Origin of the sequence: Streptomyces litchfieldiae (genome assembly GCF_031845365.1) — a bacterium.
Taxonomy (GTDB): Bacteria; Actinomycetota; Actinomycetes; order Streptomycetales; family Streptomycetaceae; genus Streptomyces; species Streptomyces litchfieldiae.
Window position 1 is genome coordinate 77,160 of the sequence record NZ_JAVREL010000013.1, and the last position, 13,726, is coordinate 90,885.

Genomic DNA, 13,726 nt, shown 5'->3' on the forward strand with positions numbered 1-13,726 from the left:
GGGGGAGCGGCGAGGTGCCGTGACTGGCGTCGCGGGCCCGGGCGGGAACTCGATACAGGCCCTAGCGCTGATCGTGCAAGACCTGCCGGACCGCCGGTCCGCAGGCAACGTGAGCTAGGAATCCCCTCCTCCAGGACTCCGTTGGGGAGTCCTGAAGGAGGGGAGGTTTCAACACCTGTAGTCGAGGAACTTGCCGTCGAAGGTGACCACGACGCGGTCCCCGTCGGGGTCCGGGCGACGGGAGATGTCCACCCGGAAGTTGATCGCGCTCATGATCCCGTCGCCGAACTCCTCGTGGATCAGCTCCTTGAGGGCCGGCCCGTACACCGACAGCGCCTCGACGAACCGGTAGATCGTCGGGTCGGCCAGTTGCGCCTGGTCGGCGCCGCGGTAGGGCTGGAGCTGGAGGCTCTCGGCGACGTCCTTGCCCAGTTCGAGGAGCCGGCAGACCTGCTGGGCCTGGGTCTGGGTCATCGGGTGCTGGCCGAGCAGGGCGGCCGTTGTCCACACGATCGGGGCGCCGATCTCCTCGGCGATCTTGGCCCAGGTCAGGCCCCGGCGTATCCGGGAGGCGACCACCAGGGCGGCGGCGTCTGACTTGCTCATGATCGGGGTCATGTCGAACTCCTTGAGATGGACGAGCAGCACTCAGGCTGTCGCCCGGTGCCGCGTCAGACCATCCGCGGGGCGCCCTGGACATCAACTCTTTACGCCGGAGACATGCCGATTGCCCCGGCGGGGGCACACCGTAACGCAGCCGAAACCCGGGAGGGGAGAGCGGCCCAAAGCTCGATGAGCGCGACGTGATCTGATGCTTTCCTCCTCGTCACAGAGATGAAATCTCCGGTGCTCAGGCTCAACCCGGCTGCCCCCTGCGAAAGAGCGACGCATGTCCTATCTGAACCCATCCGAGTTCGCCAAGAAGATGATCGACGCCGGCGAGGCGAAGGTCTTCATGTCCACGCGTGACACGCTGATCCGCGCGTTCATGGCCGGTGCCATCCTCGCCCTGGCCGCCGCGTTCGCGGTCACCGTCACGGTGGAGACGGGCCAGCCCATCGTCGGGGCCCTGCTCTTCCCGGTCGGGTTCTGCATGCTGTACCTGCTGGGGTTCGACCTGCTGACCGGCGTCTTCACGCTGACCCCGCTCGCACTGATCGACAAGCGGCCGGGTGTCACACCGCGATCGATTCTGCGCAACTGGGGCCTGGTCTTCGTCGGAAACTTCGCCGGCGCGATCCTCGTCGCGGTCATGATGGCCGTGATCTTCACCTACGCCTTCTCCGTGGACCCGAACGAGGTCGGCCAGCGGATCGGCACGATCGGCGAGGGCCGGACGGTGGGCTACTCCGACCACGGCGCCGCGGGAATGCTGACCCTCTTCATACGCGGCGTGCTGTGCAACTGGATGGTCTCCACCGGCGTCGTCGCCGCGATGATGTCAACGTCCGTGTCGGGCAAGGTGATCGCCATGTGGATGCCGATCCTGGTGTTCTTCTACATGGGCTTCGAGCACTCGATCGTCAACATGTTCCTGTTCCCGTCCGGCCTGATGCTCGGCGGTGACTTCTCGGTCATGGACTACGTGATGTGGAACGAGATCCCGACGGTCGTAGGCAATTTGGTGGGCGGCGTGACCTTTGTGGGGCTCACCCTGTATGCAACGCACGCCCGCACCGCCGAGACCCGGACCCGCCCGGACCCGCAGCCGGCCGACGCCCCGGCCAAGTGAGCGGGCGCCCCGCTCCGCCCCGGCCGGGCGGAGCGGGGCGGGGCGGGGCGGGGCGGAGCGGGGCGGAGCGGGGCGGAGCGGGGCGGGGCCGTTACCCCGGCACGCGGTCGGCACGCCGCCCGCGAACGGCGGCGGTCACCCCGGCCAGGTCCGAACCGGCCAGGAAGACACCCGCCCCGGGGCTGGCGTAGCCCGGGACGAGGTCCAGGGTGGCCCCATCGGCCCAGGGCAGACGGAACGCAGCGGCAGCGGGCTCTCGTCGGAGGCCACCAGGTCGGGCCGCCCGGGGCCGTCCACTCAGATACGTCCCATGAGCCGTGGGAAAGCCTTCCCCGCACCGGCGGGACCCGCACCGGCGGCGGGCGGGATCGGCGGATGCGGGTGGCGGACCGGGCGGGCAGGATGGCGTTCATGAGAAAGCGTCCCGAGCTGTGCCGGCGCCGCGCCTCCTCGGCCTCCCCGCTGTCCCTGTGGTCGCAGGACTCGGTGCTGTCCATCGGCTCCACGGGGTCCGTGCTCTCCATCGGGTCCGTCGGGTCCGTCCTGTCCGTCGGCTCGGTCGGCAGCGTCCTGTCGGCCGGCTCGATCGGCTCGGCGCTGTCGGTGATCTCGGCCGGTTCCTGGCTGAGCACGGGCTCGCTGTTCTCCGCCCAGTCCCGCTGGTCGGCCCTGTCCTGGCGCGGCTCCCGCGGCCTGCTGTCCGCCGGGGCGGTGACGGGCGCCGCGTTGCTGTGCCTCACTCGGGCCAGCTCTCGAACCAGTGGGCACGGGACGTGACCGGAAGGTGGAACGGGCTCGGGTGATTCAGCGGGGATCGGTGGCGAGGACGGAGTGGACGACGGAGTCCCGCCAGGCGCCGCGTACATGCACGTGGGCGCGGATGCGCCCCTCCTCGACCATGCCGACGCGGTCCAGGACGACGCGGGAGGCGGCGTTGTCGGGGGACCGCGCGGCCCAAATCCGGTGCAGCCCGAGGGAGTCGAAGCCCAGGGCCAGGAGTTCGCGGACGAGCTCGGTTCCGTAGCCGTCGCCCCAGACCTCGGGGTGGAGGGCGAATCCGATGGTCGCGGCCTGCTGGCCTTGGGCGTCCAGGGCCAGGCGCGCGTAGCCGATCAACTGCCCGCCGGTGAGTCGGCAGACGGCCAGGCAGTACTCCTGCCGGGGGATCGCGATGGCGGACACCATGGAACGGGCCACGATGTGCCCCACCTGGTCGCGGGTGCGCGGCTCGAACGAGAGGTGCTGGGTGGCCCGGGGGCTGCCGTAGATCGCGTGGACGGCGTCCACGTCGTCCACGGTCAACTCCCGAAGGGCCAGGCGCTCGGTGGTGTGGCTGACCGGATGCATGCCCGGACTGTAGTGTCAGCGATTCGTCGTGTGTGGCCGGACAGCACAACGGCCCCGCCGGTGGCCTGGAGGGGTGAGGCCGTTTGCTGTTCCCACGGGCTGTGACGGGGGTAGCGTTCCGATTGTCCAGATCAGGAACGGAGCCATACCGCCATGCCGGACACAATCGGCGACAGGCTGCGCAAAGCAAGGAAGCGCGTGGGCCTGAGCCAACGTGATCTCGCCCGCGAATCGGGCGTCTCCTACTCCCTCATCACCAAGATTGAGCAGGGCGAGCGGCAAGACGCCCGCCTGGAGACTCTGCACCGTTTAGCCCGGGTTCTCGATACGACCACGAGTGCCCTCGTCGCAGGAGATGCCTCCCAGGGTCCGGGAATCCCGGCCGCCGCGCCAACGGCTCAGTGGGACGGCGTTCGCGCCGCCCTTGCCGATACCGCCACCGACGTGGCCGAGGCTCCGACGGTGCGCGGAGTCCAAGCGGCGGTGGATGCCGTGACCCAGGGCTATCGGGGTGGAAACTTCACCGAGCTGGCCACTTTGCTCCCCGCCCTGATCCGGGACACGCACGCTCTGGCGGACTTTGCCCCAGAGGGGGCTGCGCTGCGCATGCGTGCCCTGACCATGACCGGCCGCCTGCTGACCCAGACTCGCCAATACGACCTGGCGGAACAAGCGCTCGACCGCGCGTTGCGGCATGCGCCGGACACACGTCACGCGGTCGCGTCCGCACCGGCCCCGGACGAGGCGCGCGAGCTTCTCGACCGTCTCGGCGCGGAACTGCTCGACGCCGACGCGTTCCTGTTCGCGGTGCCGATGTACAACTGGAATGTCCCGGCGCAGGTCAAGACCTGGCTCGACCTGATCCTGAATCACCCCCGGCTGGGGGTGCACGGTGACTGGCCGCTCAAGGGCAAGCCGGCGGTCCTGGTGTTGAGCCGGGGCGGCGGCTACGGGCCCGGCACCCCGAAGGAGGGCTGGGACTACGCCACGCCCTACCTGCGCAGGATCCTGGCCGAGGTCTTCGGCCTCGACCTGCACGTCGCCGAGGCGGAGCTGACCCACGCGTTCTGGAATCCGGAGATGGCGGAGCTGCGAGGGCTGGCCGAGGAGTCGCTGAGGGTGGGGCACGAGCAGGCCGCCGAGCACGGGCTGCGGGTCGCCCGGCTGTGCAGGGCCTGACCGCCGCGTACTCCGCCGGTCTCAGGCCGCTGCGGCCGCGCGGGACCGGGCATGAGCCGGGGTCGGACAGCCGCGGATCTGGCGGTGATGCTCGCCGATGGCGGCGAGACCGTCACGGATCTGACCGTGCTGGGATTCAGACCCGGTCCAGCGGCCGGTGCGGCTCGGCCGGGAGTTCTGCGCGGATCATGTCGCCGGGGCGGATCTCGCCGCCTTGAATCACGATGCTCATGATCCCGGCCTTCCGCACGACGTTGCCGGACTCGTCGCGGCCCACCACCTGCTTCAGCAAACCGTGCTGGAAGTTGTCGATCTGGTGGCAGGGGTTGCGCAGGCCGGTGACCTCCACGATCGCCGTGTCGCCGATGTGCAGCAGGGTGCCGGTGGGCAGGCCGAGGAGGTCGATGCCGCTCGTCGTGATGTTTTCTCCGAGCTGACCGGGCAGGACCTGGAATCCGGCCCGGCCGAGCTCGTCGAAGAGCTCTTGGTGCATGAGGTGGACCTGGCGCAGGTTCGGCTGGGTGGGGTCCTGTGCGACCCGTGAACGGTGCTTGACCGTGGCCCCGGCGTGGACGTCTCCCGCCACGCCGAGTCCGGCGAGCAGCGTGATGCTGTCCCGGTTCGGCTTGGTGAACGAGTACTCGCCGTTGCTGCTGACGGCCGTCACCGTTCCGCTCATGGCCACGCCCTCTCTTCCGTACTGTGTTCCTCAGTGAGCCTACGGCGCGGGCAAACGGGCGGAACGCCCCGGTCCGGTCGCATACTCGAAGAACGGTCGATCGTTGGGGGGATCCATGAGTCTCACGGGCGCGTATCTGGACATCGCGGCTCAAGCGGTGACCTCGCTGGGGGCGCCGGAGGTGGCCGCTTCCTGGGAACGGCCCAGTGCGCTCGCGGAGTTCACGGTCGCCGGGCTGGCCGGGCACCTCGCCTACCAGATTGTCAGCGTGGACCCCGCACTTCAGGATCCCGCCTCAACGGCCATGCCGATCCCGCTTCTTGAGCACTACGCCCGCGCCGCCTGGATCGGCGCGCCGCTCGACGGCGAGGTGAACGCCGGCATTCGGGCGAAGGGCGAGAACATCGCCTCGGACGGTGCGCCGGCCCTGCTGGAACGGGCCCGAACGGCGCTCGCCCGGCAGCGCGTTGACCTTCCGGCGGTCCCGGACGACTGGGTGGTGTTCATGCCCCAGACGGGGTGGGCGCTGAGCCTGGACGACTTCCTCGTGACCCGGATGATGGAACTCGCCGTGCATCTGGACGACTTGGCCGTCAGCGTGGGCATCGCGACGCCGGAAATCCCGGCCGCCGCGTTCGATCCCGTGCTGACGCTGCTGAGCCGACTCGCCGCCCGCCGGCATGGGCAGGCCGCGCTGCTGCGTACCCTGGCCCGGGCGGAACGCGCGCCCTCCGCCGTCAACGCGCTCTGAAACCGTTCGGGCCCCGAAACTTTCGGCGGGCGGATCCGGCACGAACGGCGCCCGGGACCATCAAGCACCAGGCCCCGCAGGGGTCTTGGCCTTCGAAAAGGTCGGAATCGGTCCACTACACTCGCGGCATGTGCCCCGCCGACGACACCCCAGACGGGCCGCTGACCTCCGCGCAGATCGCCGAGCGCGCCGGGGTCTCGGTCACGACGGTCTCCAAGGTGCTCAACGGCCGGGCGGACGTCGCGCCGGAGACCCGCGCCCTCATCGAGGGCGTCATCCACCGGCACGGCCATCTGCGGCAGAAGCGGCGGGCCGCCGCGCCGGCCGCCCTGCTGGAGCTCGTTTTCCGGCAGATGCGGGACACGTACGCCATAGAGATCATCAAGGGCGTCCAGCGGGTGGCGCGCGAACACCGGCTGGCCGTGGTGCTGTCCGAGCTCCAGGGCCAGGACACGCCCGGCCGGGGCTGGGTGGAGGAGGTGCTGGCGCGTCGGCCGACCGGCGTCATCTCGGTGTTCGCGGGGCTCACCGACGCGCAGAGCGGCCAACTCCGCAGCCGCGGCATCCCGTTCGTGCTCGTCGACCCCGGCGGGGAGCCGGCCCACGCGTCCCCGTCGGTCGGCGCGGGCAACTGGGGCGGCGGGCTGGCGGCCACCCGGCATCTGCTGGAGCTGGGTCACCGGCGCATCGCCGTGATCACCGGGCCGGAGAGCTCTCTGGCCAGCCGCGCCCGGCTGGACGGCCACCGCGCGGCGATGGACGCCGCAGGCGTTCCCATGGATCCGGCGCTCGTGCGCGTCGGGGACTTCCAGACCATGGGCGGCCTCACCCGCACGCGGGAACTGCTGGCCCTGCCCGACCCGCCCACCGCCGTGTTCGTCTGCAACGACGCGCAGGCGCTGGGCGTGTACCGGGCCGCCGCCGAGGCCGGGTTGCGCATCCCCGACGACCTGAGCGTGGTGGGGTTCGACGATCTGCCGCCGGCGCGGTGGACCATCCCGCCGCTGACCACGGTCCGCCAGCCGCTCACCGAGATGGCCGCCACCGCCGCCGCCATGGTGGTCACCCTGGCGGGGGGCGAACCGCTGCGTCAGACCCGGGTGGAACTCGCCACCGAACTGGTCGTCCGCGACAGCACCGCGCCCCCGCGCCGGGGTTGATCACGCGGGGTGCGGTCAGCGGCGGGCCCGGCGGCCGTCCGGTTGCGGGGGTGCGGCACCCGGCCGACGATGGCGGGCATGACGCCCCGCTGCACGCTGGCCCTGGCCGGCGACACCATGCTCGGCCGCGGTGTCGCCGAGGAGCTGCCGCGCACCGGGCCGAAGCCGCTGTTCGACAGCGGGGTCCGCGCGGCGGTCGCGGACGCCGACGCGTTCGTGCTCAACCTGGAGTGCTGCGTCTCGGCGCGGGGGGAGCCCATCCCCATCCCCGGCAAGCCGTTCCACTTCCGCGCGCCCCCGGTCGCCGCCGAGGCGCTGGCGGACCTGGGCGTCCGCGCGGTCACGCTGGCCAACAACCACGCCCTGGACTACGGCCCCGAGGCGCTGCTGGACACCCTGTCGCACCTCGCCGACGCGGGCATCGAGACGGTCGGCGCGGGGGCCGACCTGGACCAGGCCCGCGCCCCCGTCCTCCTTTCGGCGGGGGGCCTGCGGATCGGGCTGCTCGGCGTCACCGACCACCCGCCGGAGTACGCCGCGGGCCCCGGGAAGCCGGGCGTGGCCTTCGCCGACCTCGGGCAGGGGGTCCCCGACTGGCTCACCGAGCAGATCCGCGACCTGCGCGAACACACCGACATCGTGCTGGTCACCGTGCACTGGGGCCCCAACATAGTCGGCGAACCCGTGGACCACGTCCGCCGGGCCGCGCCCGCGCTGCTCGACGCCGGCGCCACCCTGATCGCGGGCCACTCCGCGCACGTCTTCCACGGCTACACCCGGCATGTGCTGTACGACCTGGGCGACTTCATCGACGACTACGCGATCCACCCGGCCCTGCGCAACGACCGCAGCCTGCTGTGGCTGGTCGCCCTCGACGAGAACGGCCCGCGGCGGACGGAGGCCGTTCCCCTCAGCCTCGACTACTGCCGGACGCGGCTCACCGACCCGGACACCCCCGACTGGGACTGGACGGCCCGCCGCCTCATCGACGTCTGCGCGCGGCTGGGCACCGACGTGGAACAGCGCGACGGCCGGGTCGCCACCGACTGGACGCGTTGACGGCACCGAGCCCGGAGAAACCGGGAACGTGCGCGGGTGTTAGCTTCCCTTCCCGTGATGGATCACCAGCAGGAGACCAGGGCGGCCTACGACGGGGTCGTCGAGCTGTACGCGTCGATGTTCGCTGATCGATTGGAGACGCACCCGTTCTCGCGGAACATGATCGGCACCTTCGCCGAGTTGGTGCGCGGGACGGGGAACCTGCGGGCAGCCGACGTCGGCTGCGGGCCCGGACATCTGACGGCCATGCTGCACGACCTCGGGCTGGACGCCTTCGGGCTCGACCTCTCCCCGGGCATGGTCGACCACGCCCGGCGGGCCCATCCGTCGCTGCGGTTCGACGAGGCGCGGATGGAGGCCCTGCCGGTCGAGGACGGCGCGCTCGGCGGCGTGCTGGCCCATTACTCGATGATCCACACCCCGCCTGGGGAATTGCCCGCGCTGCTCGCCGAGCAGGTACGTGTCCTGGCACCGGAGGGCCTGCTCCTGGTCTCGTTCTTCGCGACCGACGGACCGGAGCCGGTCCGCTTCGACCACAAGGTGACGCCCGCCTATAGCTGGCCGGTGGACCGGTTCGCCGAGCTGCTGGCCGGGGCCGGGCTCGTCACGTTCGCCCGGCTGCTCCACGACCCGGCCTCCGAGCGGGGCTTCCTCGACGCCCACTTGCTGGCCCGCCTTCCCTAGAGTCCTGGCCGGTCGCTGGAGTCAGGCCGTCAGGGGCAGGAGGTGTCCTCGGCCGGCAGCCGGCCGCCCGCCAGGTAGTCGTTGACGGCCTCGTCCACACAGGGGATGGGCGTCTTGCCCTCCGCGCCACGGCCGTAGACGCCATGGCTGCGGATGTCCGCCGTCACCAGCCGGGAACCGGTCAGGGCCTCGTGGAGCGCGACGCCGCCCGGGTAGGGGGTGTTGATGTCCCGCAGCGCGTGCAGCATCAGGACCGGGGTGTCGTTGGCGATCACGGTGCCCGGCTCACGGGGTTCGCCCGGCCAGAACGGACAGGGCCCGATGGCGTTGGCCAGCGGACCGAAGACGGGCTGTTCCGCGCGGCTTTCCCGGATGGCGTGCCAGTAGTCCTCCGGGGCATCGGGCCAGCCGCCGGCGGGCCAGCCACCGTCCGCGCAGAACGTGTAGGCCGGGGCGGCGAAGACCGGGTCGAGGTCGGGCGAGTTGAGCACCCGCAGCCACATGTCGAGCAACGGATCCGGCTCGACCTGGTGTCCGGCCGCCGCGTCCACCAGGTTTCGGACGGCGCGGGCCAGCGCCGCGTTGTCCTCCTGGTGCTGCACCAACTGCCGTAGGACCAGCCGTAGCTGGGTGGCATCCACCTGGTAGCCGCCGATGGCCACCGGACGCCGCTCCGCGCGGGCGACCAGCCGCTCGACGGTCGCCCGCACCTCGTGGGCCCTGCGGCCGAGCCGGTACTCCGCGTGGCGCGCCGCCGTCCAGCGGGCCCACTCGTCCAGGCCCGCCTCGGCGGCCGGGCCCGCGTCCTGGAAGAGCTGGTACTGGGTGCGCGAAGGGTCGGTCGAGCTGTCGAGAACGATGCGGTCGGCCCGCTCCGGAAACATCTGGGTGTAGACGGCACCCAGGTCGGCGCCGTAGGAGACGCCGTAGTAGGACAGGGCCGGCTCGCCGAGCGCGGCCCGGATCGAGTCCATGTCGCGGGCGACGTTCCGGGTCGAGGCGTGTGCCAGCAGCTCGGCGTTGCCCTCCGGCGTGGTGCAGCGCTCGGCGAGATCGGCGGCGCCGCGCACCGTCGCGTCGAAGATCTCGCGCGGCGAGCCCGTCATCGGTGCCCGGGGACCGGCCGGGGCGCAGGTGACGGGGGAGCTCTCACCGATGAAGCGGGGATCGAAGCCGATGAGGTCATAGCGGTCGGCGACGTCGCCAAGTGCGGGCCGCAGGGCGAGCGGGTAGTCCAGACCAGGTCCGCCCGGGCCGCCCGGGTTGGCCAGCAGGATCCCGCGCCGGTTCTCCTGATCCGCCGCGGGGATCCGTGAGATGGCGATCCCAACGGTGTCCCCTGCCGGGTTCGTGTAGTCCAACGGCACCGTGATGAGGGCGCATTGGGCTCCGGCGGCCGCCAGTTCCTCGTGGCCCTCGCCGCAGTCCTCCCAGCCGATGCCGGAAGGGCCGGTGGACGGCGGGGCGGCCGGGGCCGCGCCGGCCGCGGCGAGGCCCGCGACGCCGAGGCAGGCCGCGATCAGGGGGCGGAGGCGCATGGTGTGCTCCTTTGACGGCTCATCGGTTCAGGGGCAATCACCTGTGAACCTATGAACGCACCATGCGCCGCACCATCGGGCTTCCCGGTCGGCCACGGCGGGGGTTAACCCCACCGCGGCCGGGGTGAGCGTGTCAACGCGCGATGTAGCCCACGAACTCCCGCCAGGCGCCGGCCGGAACGACCAGCACCGGGCCCGGCGCCTTGCTGTCCCGCACCGGAACCACACCGGGGAAGCCATCGGCGACCTCGACGCACTCGCCGCCGTTGGGGTTGCTGTAGCTGGACTTCCGCCACCCGGCGGCACTCAGGTCGAGGGATCGCATGATCCGTGCTCCTCCATCATTTGGCCGATCAGCGCCGCCGATTCACGGGGCGACAGGGCGAACGCCCGCACGTCATCGTACAGTCGCTGCCACTTGCCGACCTGCTGCGAATCCTCGTAGAGACGGCTGGTCTCGTTGCCCTCCTCGTATGCCACATCACGGCTGTTGGGCAGCTTCAGCAGGGTCAGCGAACCGCCCAGCAGGGCATGCGCGCCATGCCCGAACGGCAGCACCTGAATCTTGGTGGTGCGGGTGTCAACCAGGGGCAGCAGCGCGGCCAACTGCTCGCGCATGGCCGCGGGACCGCCGATCGGCCGCCGGAGGGCGGCCTCGTCCAGCACCGTCCAGTGGAACGGCGGGCGCTCCGACGTCAGCCGCTCCTGTCGGCTCAGCCGGGCCCGCACCAGCGTCTCCACCTCGTCGTCCGGCGTCTCAGGGTCGCAGCTCAGCACTTCCCTGGCATACGCCTCGGTCTGCAACAGCCCCGGCACGATGTGCGCGGCGTAGAACGAGATGAACTCGGCCTCGGCCTCCAGCTTCATGAACTCCCGGTACTGGTCCGGGTGTTGCACCTCGTGCTTCATCAGGGCGTAGAGGCGCGTGAAGTGCCCGTCCGTGCCGAAGACCCGGTCGAACTCCTCCGACAGGCCCGGCGGGACCGTGGACTCGGCCGTTTCGATCCTGGCCAACTGGCTCTTGCTGCACGGCACCTCACCGGCCAGCTTCACCAGCGACCAGTCCCCGTTCGCGCGATGGCGGCGGAGATCGGCACCGTAGAAGTGCCGCACCGACCGATCGGGGGTCAACTCACTTGGTTCGAACGTCATATGTCTCCTCGTCCCGAACCCCCACATGGGACAGCGGCCTGCTGGCCGGTGCACTCACCGAGGGCGCATTCTTGTAGCGGGACGGTCACCATCAGCCACCACGTGACCTTACCGGACGGCGGAGGGAGACGGACGACAACGGAGGAAGACCCCTGGATCCGGGCCGGACCTGCACAGGCTGCCCCGGTGCTACGGTCGCGCGTATGGCGCTCTCGGCATCCGCGACTCGTGTCGTCGACCTGCGGGTTGAACCCGTTGATGAGGTTCTTGAACGTGTTGAGCGATCTCTTCAGGTGCGCCTCGACCGGGACACCGTGGTACGCAAGCGCCGCTCGGTTGGGGCGCGGACGGGCCGGGACACATGGGTACGCATCGAGAGACGAGGGCTCGACAAGATCGGCGTCCAAGGCTGGAACGGCACCGAGTGCGCCGCACGTCTGGAGGGCATCGCCCAGCCCGCATGGCAGGGATGTGTGGTCTGGCGGGACGCGGACGAGCCGGTGATGTGGAGGGCCGATGAGACCGAGGTCCTGCCAGGGACTCCCATCGGCACCGCCGTCCTGAGCCAGGACCCGAAGCTGCCGGATGAGTGGTGGCAGGCGTTCAACTCCTCAATGGACACGCTCGCGGCTCAGGACACGAGGCGCGCCGCCACGCCGGACGCCGTCACCATCACGCAGAATCTCGTCACCGAGTCCATCCGTGGCGCGTTCGCCAGTGATTTCGACACGGCCGTTGAGCGGTGGGTGCCGGCCCACGCGGATCTGAACTGGGCCAACATGACCGCGCCGACGTTCTGCCTATTCGACTGGGAGGACTGGGGAAACGCGCAGCGGGGTCTGGATTCCGTCTCGCTGTGGGGAAGCTCCCTCGCCGTCCCGGCTCTGGCCGATCGCGTACGGCACGAGCGGCGCCGTGACTTCTGAGAGCCGGGATGGCAAGCTGATGACCCTGTTCGTGTGCGCGAAGATCCTTGGGCCCGATGCCCATCCCGAGGACCCTCGACTTGAGCCCGCACGCCGCATGGCGGAGCAGGTCGTCGCGGAGCTTCAGACGGCCTGACCGCGCGACCGGTCCCGGAGGAGGCTCCGGTACCGGTGGATCGCCTGCTCGTCGATCTCGCCCGCCAAAGCGCCGATCAGTTCTGCCTAATGGGCGGGTTCATCGGTGCCCACGGCAAGGACATCGACCTCGGGGAGGTGGTGGGCGGCCAGGAAGGCCGCCTGTACGCGGGAGAGTCCGGCGCTGTCGCGGAGGAAGACTCGGGGGTCGATCCTGTCCCACACCGGCGCACTTGCGCTGCCCCCGAAGGAGCTCATGCGCTCAGTCCAGATAGCCGCGCAACTGTTCCGCGTAAGCGTGGTCCCGCAGCTTGCCCAGCGTCTTGTGCTCGATCTGCCGGATCCGCTCACGGGTGACGCCGAACAGGCGGCCGATCTCCTCCAGGGTGCGGGGGCGGCCGTCGACCAGGCCGTAGCGCAGCTCCACCACCCGGCGCTCGCGGTCGCCGAGCGTGGACAGCACCGCCTCCAACTGCTCGCGCAGCAGCAGGAACGCGGCCGACTCCGCCGGGGAGGGGATGTCGGCGTCCTCGATGAGATCGCCCAGGTTGACGTCGTCCTCGTCGCCGATCGGGGCCTGCAGGGAGACCGGGTCCTGGGCCAGCCGCAGGATCTCGCTGACCCGGGCCGGCGTCAGGCCCAGCAGGACCGCGACCTCCTCGGACGTCGGCTCGTAGCCGCGCTCCTGGAGGACCCGGCGCTGCACGCGGATGACCCGGTTGATCAGCTCGACGACGTGCACCGGCACCCGGATGGTCCGGGCCTGGTCGGCGATCGCCCGCGACATCGCCTGTCTGATCCACCACGTCGCGTACGTCGAGAACTTGAAGCCACGCGTGTAGTCGAACTTCTCCACCGCGCGGATCAGTCCCAGGTTCCCCTCCTGGACCAGGTCCAGCATGGTCAGGCCCCGGCCGATGTAGCGCTTGGCGACGGAGACGACCAACCGCAGGTTGGCCTCGATGAGGTGACGTTTCGCCAGTCGGCCGCGCACCACCAACCGGTCCAGATCCAGCGCCAGTTGCTCATCGATCCCGTCCGCGTTGAGCAGCCGCTCCTCCGCGAAGAGCCCCGCCTCGATCCGGCGGGCCAGCTCCACCTCGTCGGATGCCGTCAGCAGTGGTATACGACCGATCTCGCGCAGGTACTGCCGGAAGAGGTCGCTGGATGCCCCGTTGCCCTCGGGCCGTAGGGTGACCCCCGACTGCGGTGCCGGGGCCGTACTGGTGGCGGGGAGGGTCGGGGTTTGCACGGGAACGGCCTCCTGAGAATCGCGGCAGGTGGGGAGACGGAGACGGGGAGGAGGAGCGGCACCGCCCCCAGTGTGGGGTACGGCGAGCTCCGGCCACGAGATGCGTGCGGGGACTTTTTGCACAGCGGCGAC

At 70.8% G+C, this 13,726-nt stretch carries 15 protein-coding genes and 1 pseudogene; 8 read left to right on the forward strand and 8 right to left on the reverse strand.

Annotated features, from left to right (window positions below):
• Positions 1 to 168 precede the first annotated feature (168 nt).
• The gene (gene cynS / locus RM590_RS21680) at positions 169 to 618 is read right to left on the reverse strand and encodes a cyanase (RefSeq protein WP_311706324.1); all 450 of its coding nucleotides are present in this window, start codon (positions 616 to 618) and stop codon (positions 169 to 171) included.
• Positions 619 to 889: 271 nt separating this feature from the next.
• Here cynS and RM590_RS21685 point away from each other — a divergent pair, with 271 nt between their 5' ends.
• Positions 890 to 1,732 (forward strand): formate/nitrite transporter family protein, encoded by an 843-nt coding sequence (locus tag RM590_RS21685; RefSeq protein WP_311706325.1) that lies wholly within the window; start codon positions 890 to 892, stop codon positions 1,730 to 1,732.
• 411 nt (positions 1,733 to 2,143) lie between these two features.
• Positions 2,144 to 2,509 carry a hypothetical protein gene (locus tag RM590_RS21690; RefSeq protein WP_311706326.1) on the forward strand — a complete coding sequence of 122 codons (366 nt, stop codon included), beginning with the start codon at positions 2,144 to 2,146 and terminating at the stop codon, positions 2,507 to 2,509.
• Between the two features lie 27 nt (positions 2,510 to 2,536).
• Here RM590_RS21690 and RM590_RS21695 read toward each other — a convergent pair whose 3' ends face one another.
• The gene (locus RM590_RS21695) at positions 2,537 to 3,079 is read right to left on the reverse strand and encodes a GNAT family N-acetyltransferase (protein WP_311706327.1); all 543 of its coding nucleotides are present in this window, start codon (positions 3,077 to 3,079) and stop codon (positions 2,537 to 2,539) included.
• A 153-nt stretch (positions 3,080 to 3,232) separates the two neighbouring features.
• On the opposite strand from RM590_RS21695, the gene RM590_RS21700 reads away from it, so the two are divergent.
• Positions 3,233 to 4,258 carry an NAD(P)H-dependent oxidoreductase gene (locus tag RM590_RS21700; protein WP_311706328.1) on the forward strand — a complete coding sequence of 342 codons (1,026 nt, stop codon included), beginning with the start codon at positions 3,233 to 3,235 and terminating at the stop codon, positions 4,256 to 4,258.
• 136 nt (positions 4,259 to 4,394) lie between these two features.
• On the opposite strand, the gene RM590_RS21705 is transcribed toward RM590_RS21700, so the two are convergent.
• Positions 4,395 to 4,937 (reverse strand): MOSC domain-containing protein, encoded by a 543-nt coding sequence (locus RM590_RS21705; RefSeq protein WP_311706329.1) that lies wholly within the window; start codon positions 4,935 to 4,937, stop codon positions 4,395 to 4,397.
• A gap of 115 nt (positions 4,938 to 5,052) precedes the next feature.
• On the opposite strand from RM590_RS21705, the gene RM590_RS21710 reads away from it, so the two are divergent.
• From RM590_RS21710 to RM590_RS21725, 4 genes are all read left to right on the forward strand, one after another.
• Positions 5,053 to 5,688, forward strand: a complete 636-nt coding sequence (locus RM590_RS21710) for a maleylpyruvate isomerase N-terminal domain-containing protein (RefSeq protein ID WP_311706330.1) — start codon at positions 5,053 to 5,055, stop codon at positions 5,686 to 5,688.
• 128 nt (positions 5,689 to 5,816) lie between these two features.
• The gene (locus RM590_RS21715) at positions 5,817 to 6,848 is read left to right on the forward strand and encodes a LacI family DNA-binding transcriptional regulator (protein ID WP_311706331.1); all 1,032 of its coding nucleotides are present in this window, start codon (positions 5,817 to 5,819) and stop codon (positions 6,846 to 6,848) included.
• A 78-nt stretch (positions 6,849 to 6,926) separates the two neighbouring features.
• Positions 6,927 to 7,907, forward strand: a complete 981-nt coding sequence (locus tag RM590_RS21720) for a CapA family protein (RefSeq protein WP_311706332.1) — start codon at positions 6,927 to 6,929, stop codon at positions 7,905 to 7,907.
• A 54-nt stretch (positions 7,908 to 7,961) separates the two neighbouring features.
• The gene (locus RM590_RS21725) at positions 7,962 to 8,591 is read left to right on the forward strand and encodes a class I SAM-dependent methyltransferase (protein ID WP_311706333.1); all 630 of its coding nucleotides are present in this window, start codon (positions 7,962 to 7,964) and stop codon (positions 8,589 to 8,591) included.
• A 29-nt stretch (positions 8,592 to 8,620) separates the two neighbouring features.
• Here the strand turns inward: RM590_RS21725 and RM590_RS21730 are convergent, their stop codons facing one another.
• The 3 genes from RM590_RS21730 to RM590_RS21740 form a co-directional block, all read right to left on the reverse strand.
• Entirely contained in the window at positions 8,621 to 10,129 is a 1,509-nt protein-coding gene (locus RM590_RS21730) for an alpha/beta hydrolase (RefSeq protein WP_311706334.1), read from the reverse strand.
• A gap of 133 nt (positions 10,130 to 10,262) precedes the next feature.
• On the reverse strand, positions 10,263 to 10,454 hold the full coding sequence (locus tag RM590_RS21735; RefSeq protein WP_311706335.1) for a DUF397 domain-containing protein: 192 nt from the start codon (positions 10,452 to 10,454) through the stop codon (positions 10,263 to 10,265).
• Positions 10,436 to 11,281, reverse strand: a complete 846-nt coding sequence (locus tag RM590_RS21740; RefSeq protein WP_311706336.1) for a helix-turn-helix domain-containing protein — start codon at positions 11,279 to 11,281, stop codon at positions 10,436 to 10,438. The genes RM590_RS21735 and RM590_RS21740 overlap by 19 nt, the downstream gene beginning before the upstream one ends.
• A gap of 203 nt (positions 11,282 to 11,484) precedes the next feature.
• Here RM590_RS21740 and RM590_RS21745 point away from each other — a divergent pair.
• Positions 11,485 to 12,343 (forward strand): annotated as a pseudogene (locus RM590_RS21745) (hypothetical protein).
• Between the two features lie 86 nt (positions 12,344 to 12,429).
• Here RM590_RS21745 and RM590_RS21750 read toward each other — a convergent pair.
• Positions 12,430 to 12,600 carry a hypothetical protein gene (locus RM590_RS21750; RefSeq protein ID WP_311706337.1) on the reverse strand — a complete coding sequence of 57 codons (171 nt, stop codon included), beginning with the start codon at positions 12,598 to 12,600 and terminating at the stop codon, positions 12,430 to 12,432.
• A gap of 4 nt (positions 12,601 to 12,604) precedes the next feature.
• Positions 12,605 to 13,696, reverse strand: a complete 1,092-nt coding sequence (locus tag RM590_RS21755) for an RNA polymerase sigma factor (RefSeq protein ID WP_394813936.1) — start codon at positions 13,694 to 13,696, stop codon at positions 12,605 to 12,607.
• Between the last annotated feature and the right edge of the window lie 30 nt (positions 13,697 to 13,726).

What these genes read in the sequence shown, in the direction of transcription:
- RM590_RS21750 (WP_311706337.1), bottom strand. Translation starts at nt 12,600, where the DNA reads ATGAGCTCCTTCGGGGGCAGCGCAAGTGCGCCGGTGTGGGACAGGATC.
- RM590_RS21730 (WP_311706334.1), bottom strand. Translation starts at nt 10,129, where the DNA reads ATGCGCCTCCGCCCCCTGATCGCGGCCTGCCTCGGCGTCGCGGGCCTC.
- RM590_RS21700 (WP_311706328.1), top strand. Translation starts at nt 3,233, where the DNA reads ATGCCGGACACAATCGGCGACAGGCTGCGCAAAGCAAGGAAGCGCGTG.
- cynS (WP_311706324.1), bottom strand. Translation starts at nt 618, where the DNA reads ATGACCCCGATCATGAGCAAGTCAGACGCCGCCGCCCTGGTGGTCGCC.
- RM590_RS21710 (WP_311706330.1), top strand. Translation starts at nt 5,053, where the DNA reads ATGAGTCTCACGGGCGCGTATCTGGACATCGCGGCTCAAGCGGTGACC.
- RM590_RS21690 (WP_311706326.1), top strand. Translation starts at nt 2,144, where the DNA reads ATGAGAAAGCGTCCCGAGCTGTGCCGGCGCCGCGCCTCCTCGGCCTCC.
- RM590_RS21715 (WP_311706331.1), top strand. Translation starts at nt 5,817, where the DNA reads ATGTGCCCCGCCGACGACACCCCAGACGGGCCGCTGACCTCCGCGCAG.
- RM590_RS21695 (WP_311706327.1), bottom strand. Translation starts at nt 3,079, where the DNA reads ATGCATCCGGTCAGCCACACCACCGAGCGCCTGGCCCTTCGGGAGTTG.
- RM590_RS21705 (WP_311706329.1), bottom strand. Translation starts at nt 4,937, where the DNA reads ATGAGCGGAACGGTGACGGCCGTCAGCAGCAACGGCGAGTACTCGTTC.
- RM590_RS21685 (WP_311706325.1), top strand. Translation starts at nt 890, where the DNA reads ATGTCCTATCTGAACCCATCCGAGTTCGCCAAGAAGATGATCGACGCC.
- RM590_RS21720 (WP_311706332.1), top strand. Translation starts at nt 6,927, where the DNA reads ATGACGCCCCGCTGCACGCTGGCCCTGGCCGGCGACACCATGCTCGGC.
- RM590_RS21740 (WP_311706336.1), bottom strand. Translation starts at nt 11,281, where the DNA reads ATGACGTTCGAACCAAGTGAGTTGACCCCCGATCGGTCGGTGCGGCAC.
- RM590_RS21735 (WP_311706335.1), bottom strand. Translation starts at nt 10,454, where the DNA reads ATGCGATCCCTCGACCTGAGTGCCGCCGGGTGGCGGAAGTCCAGCTAC.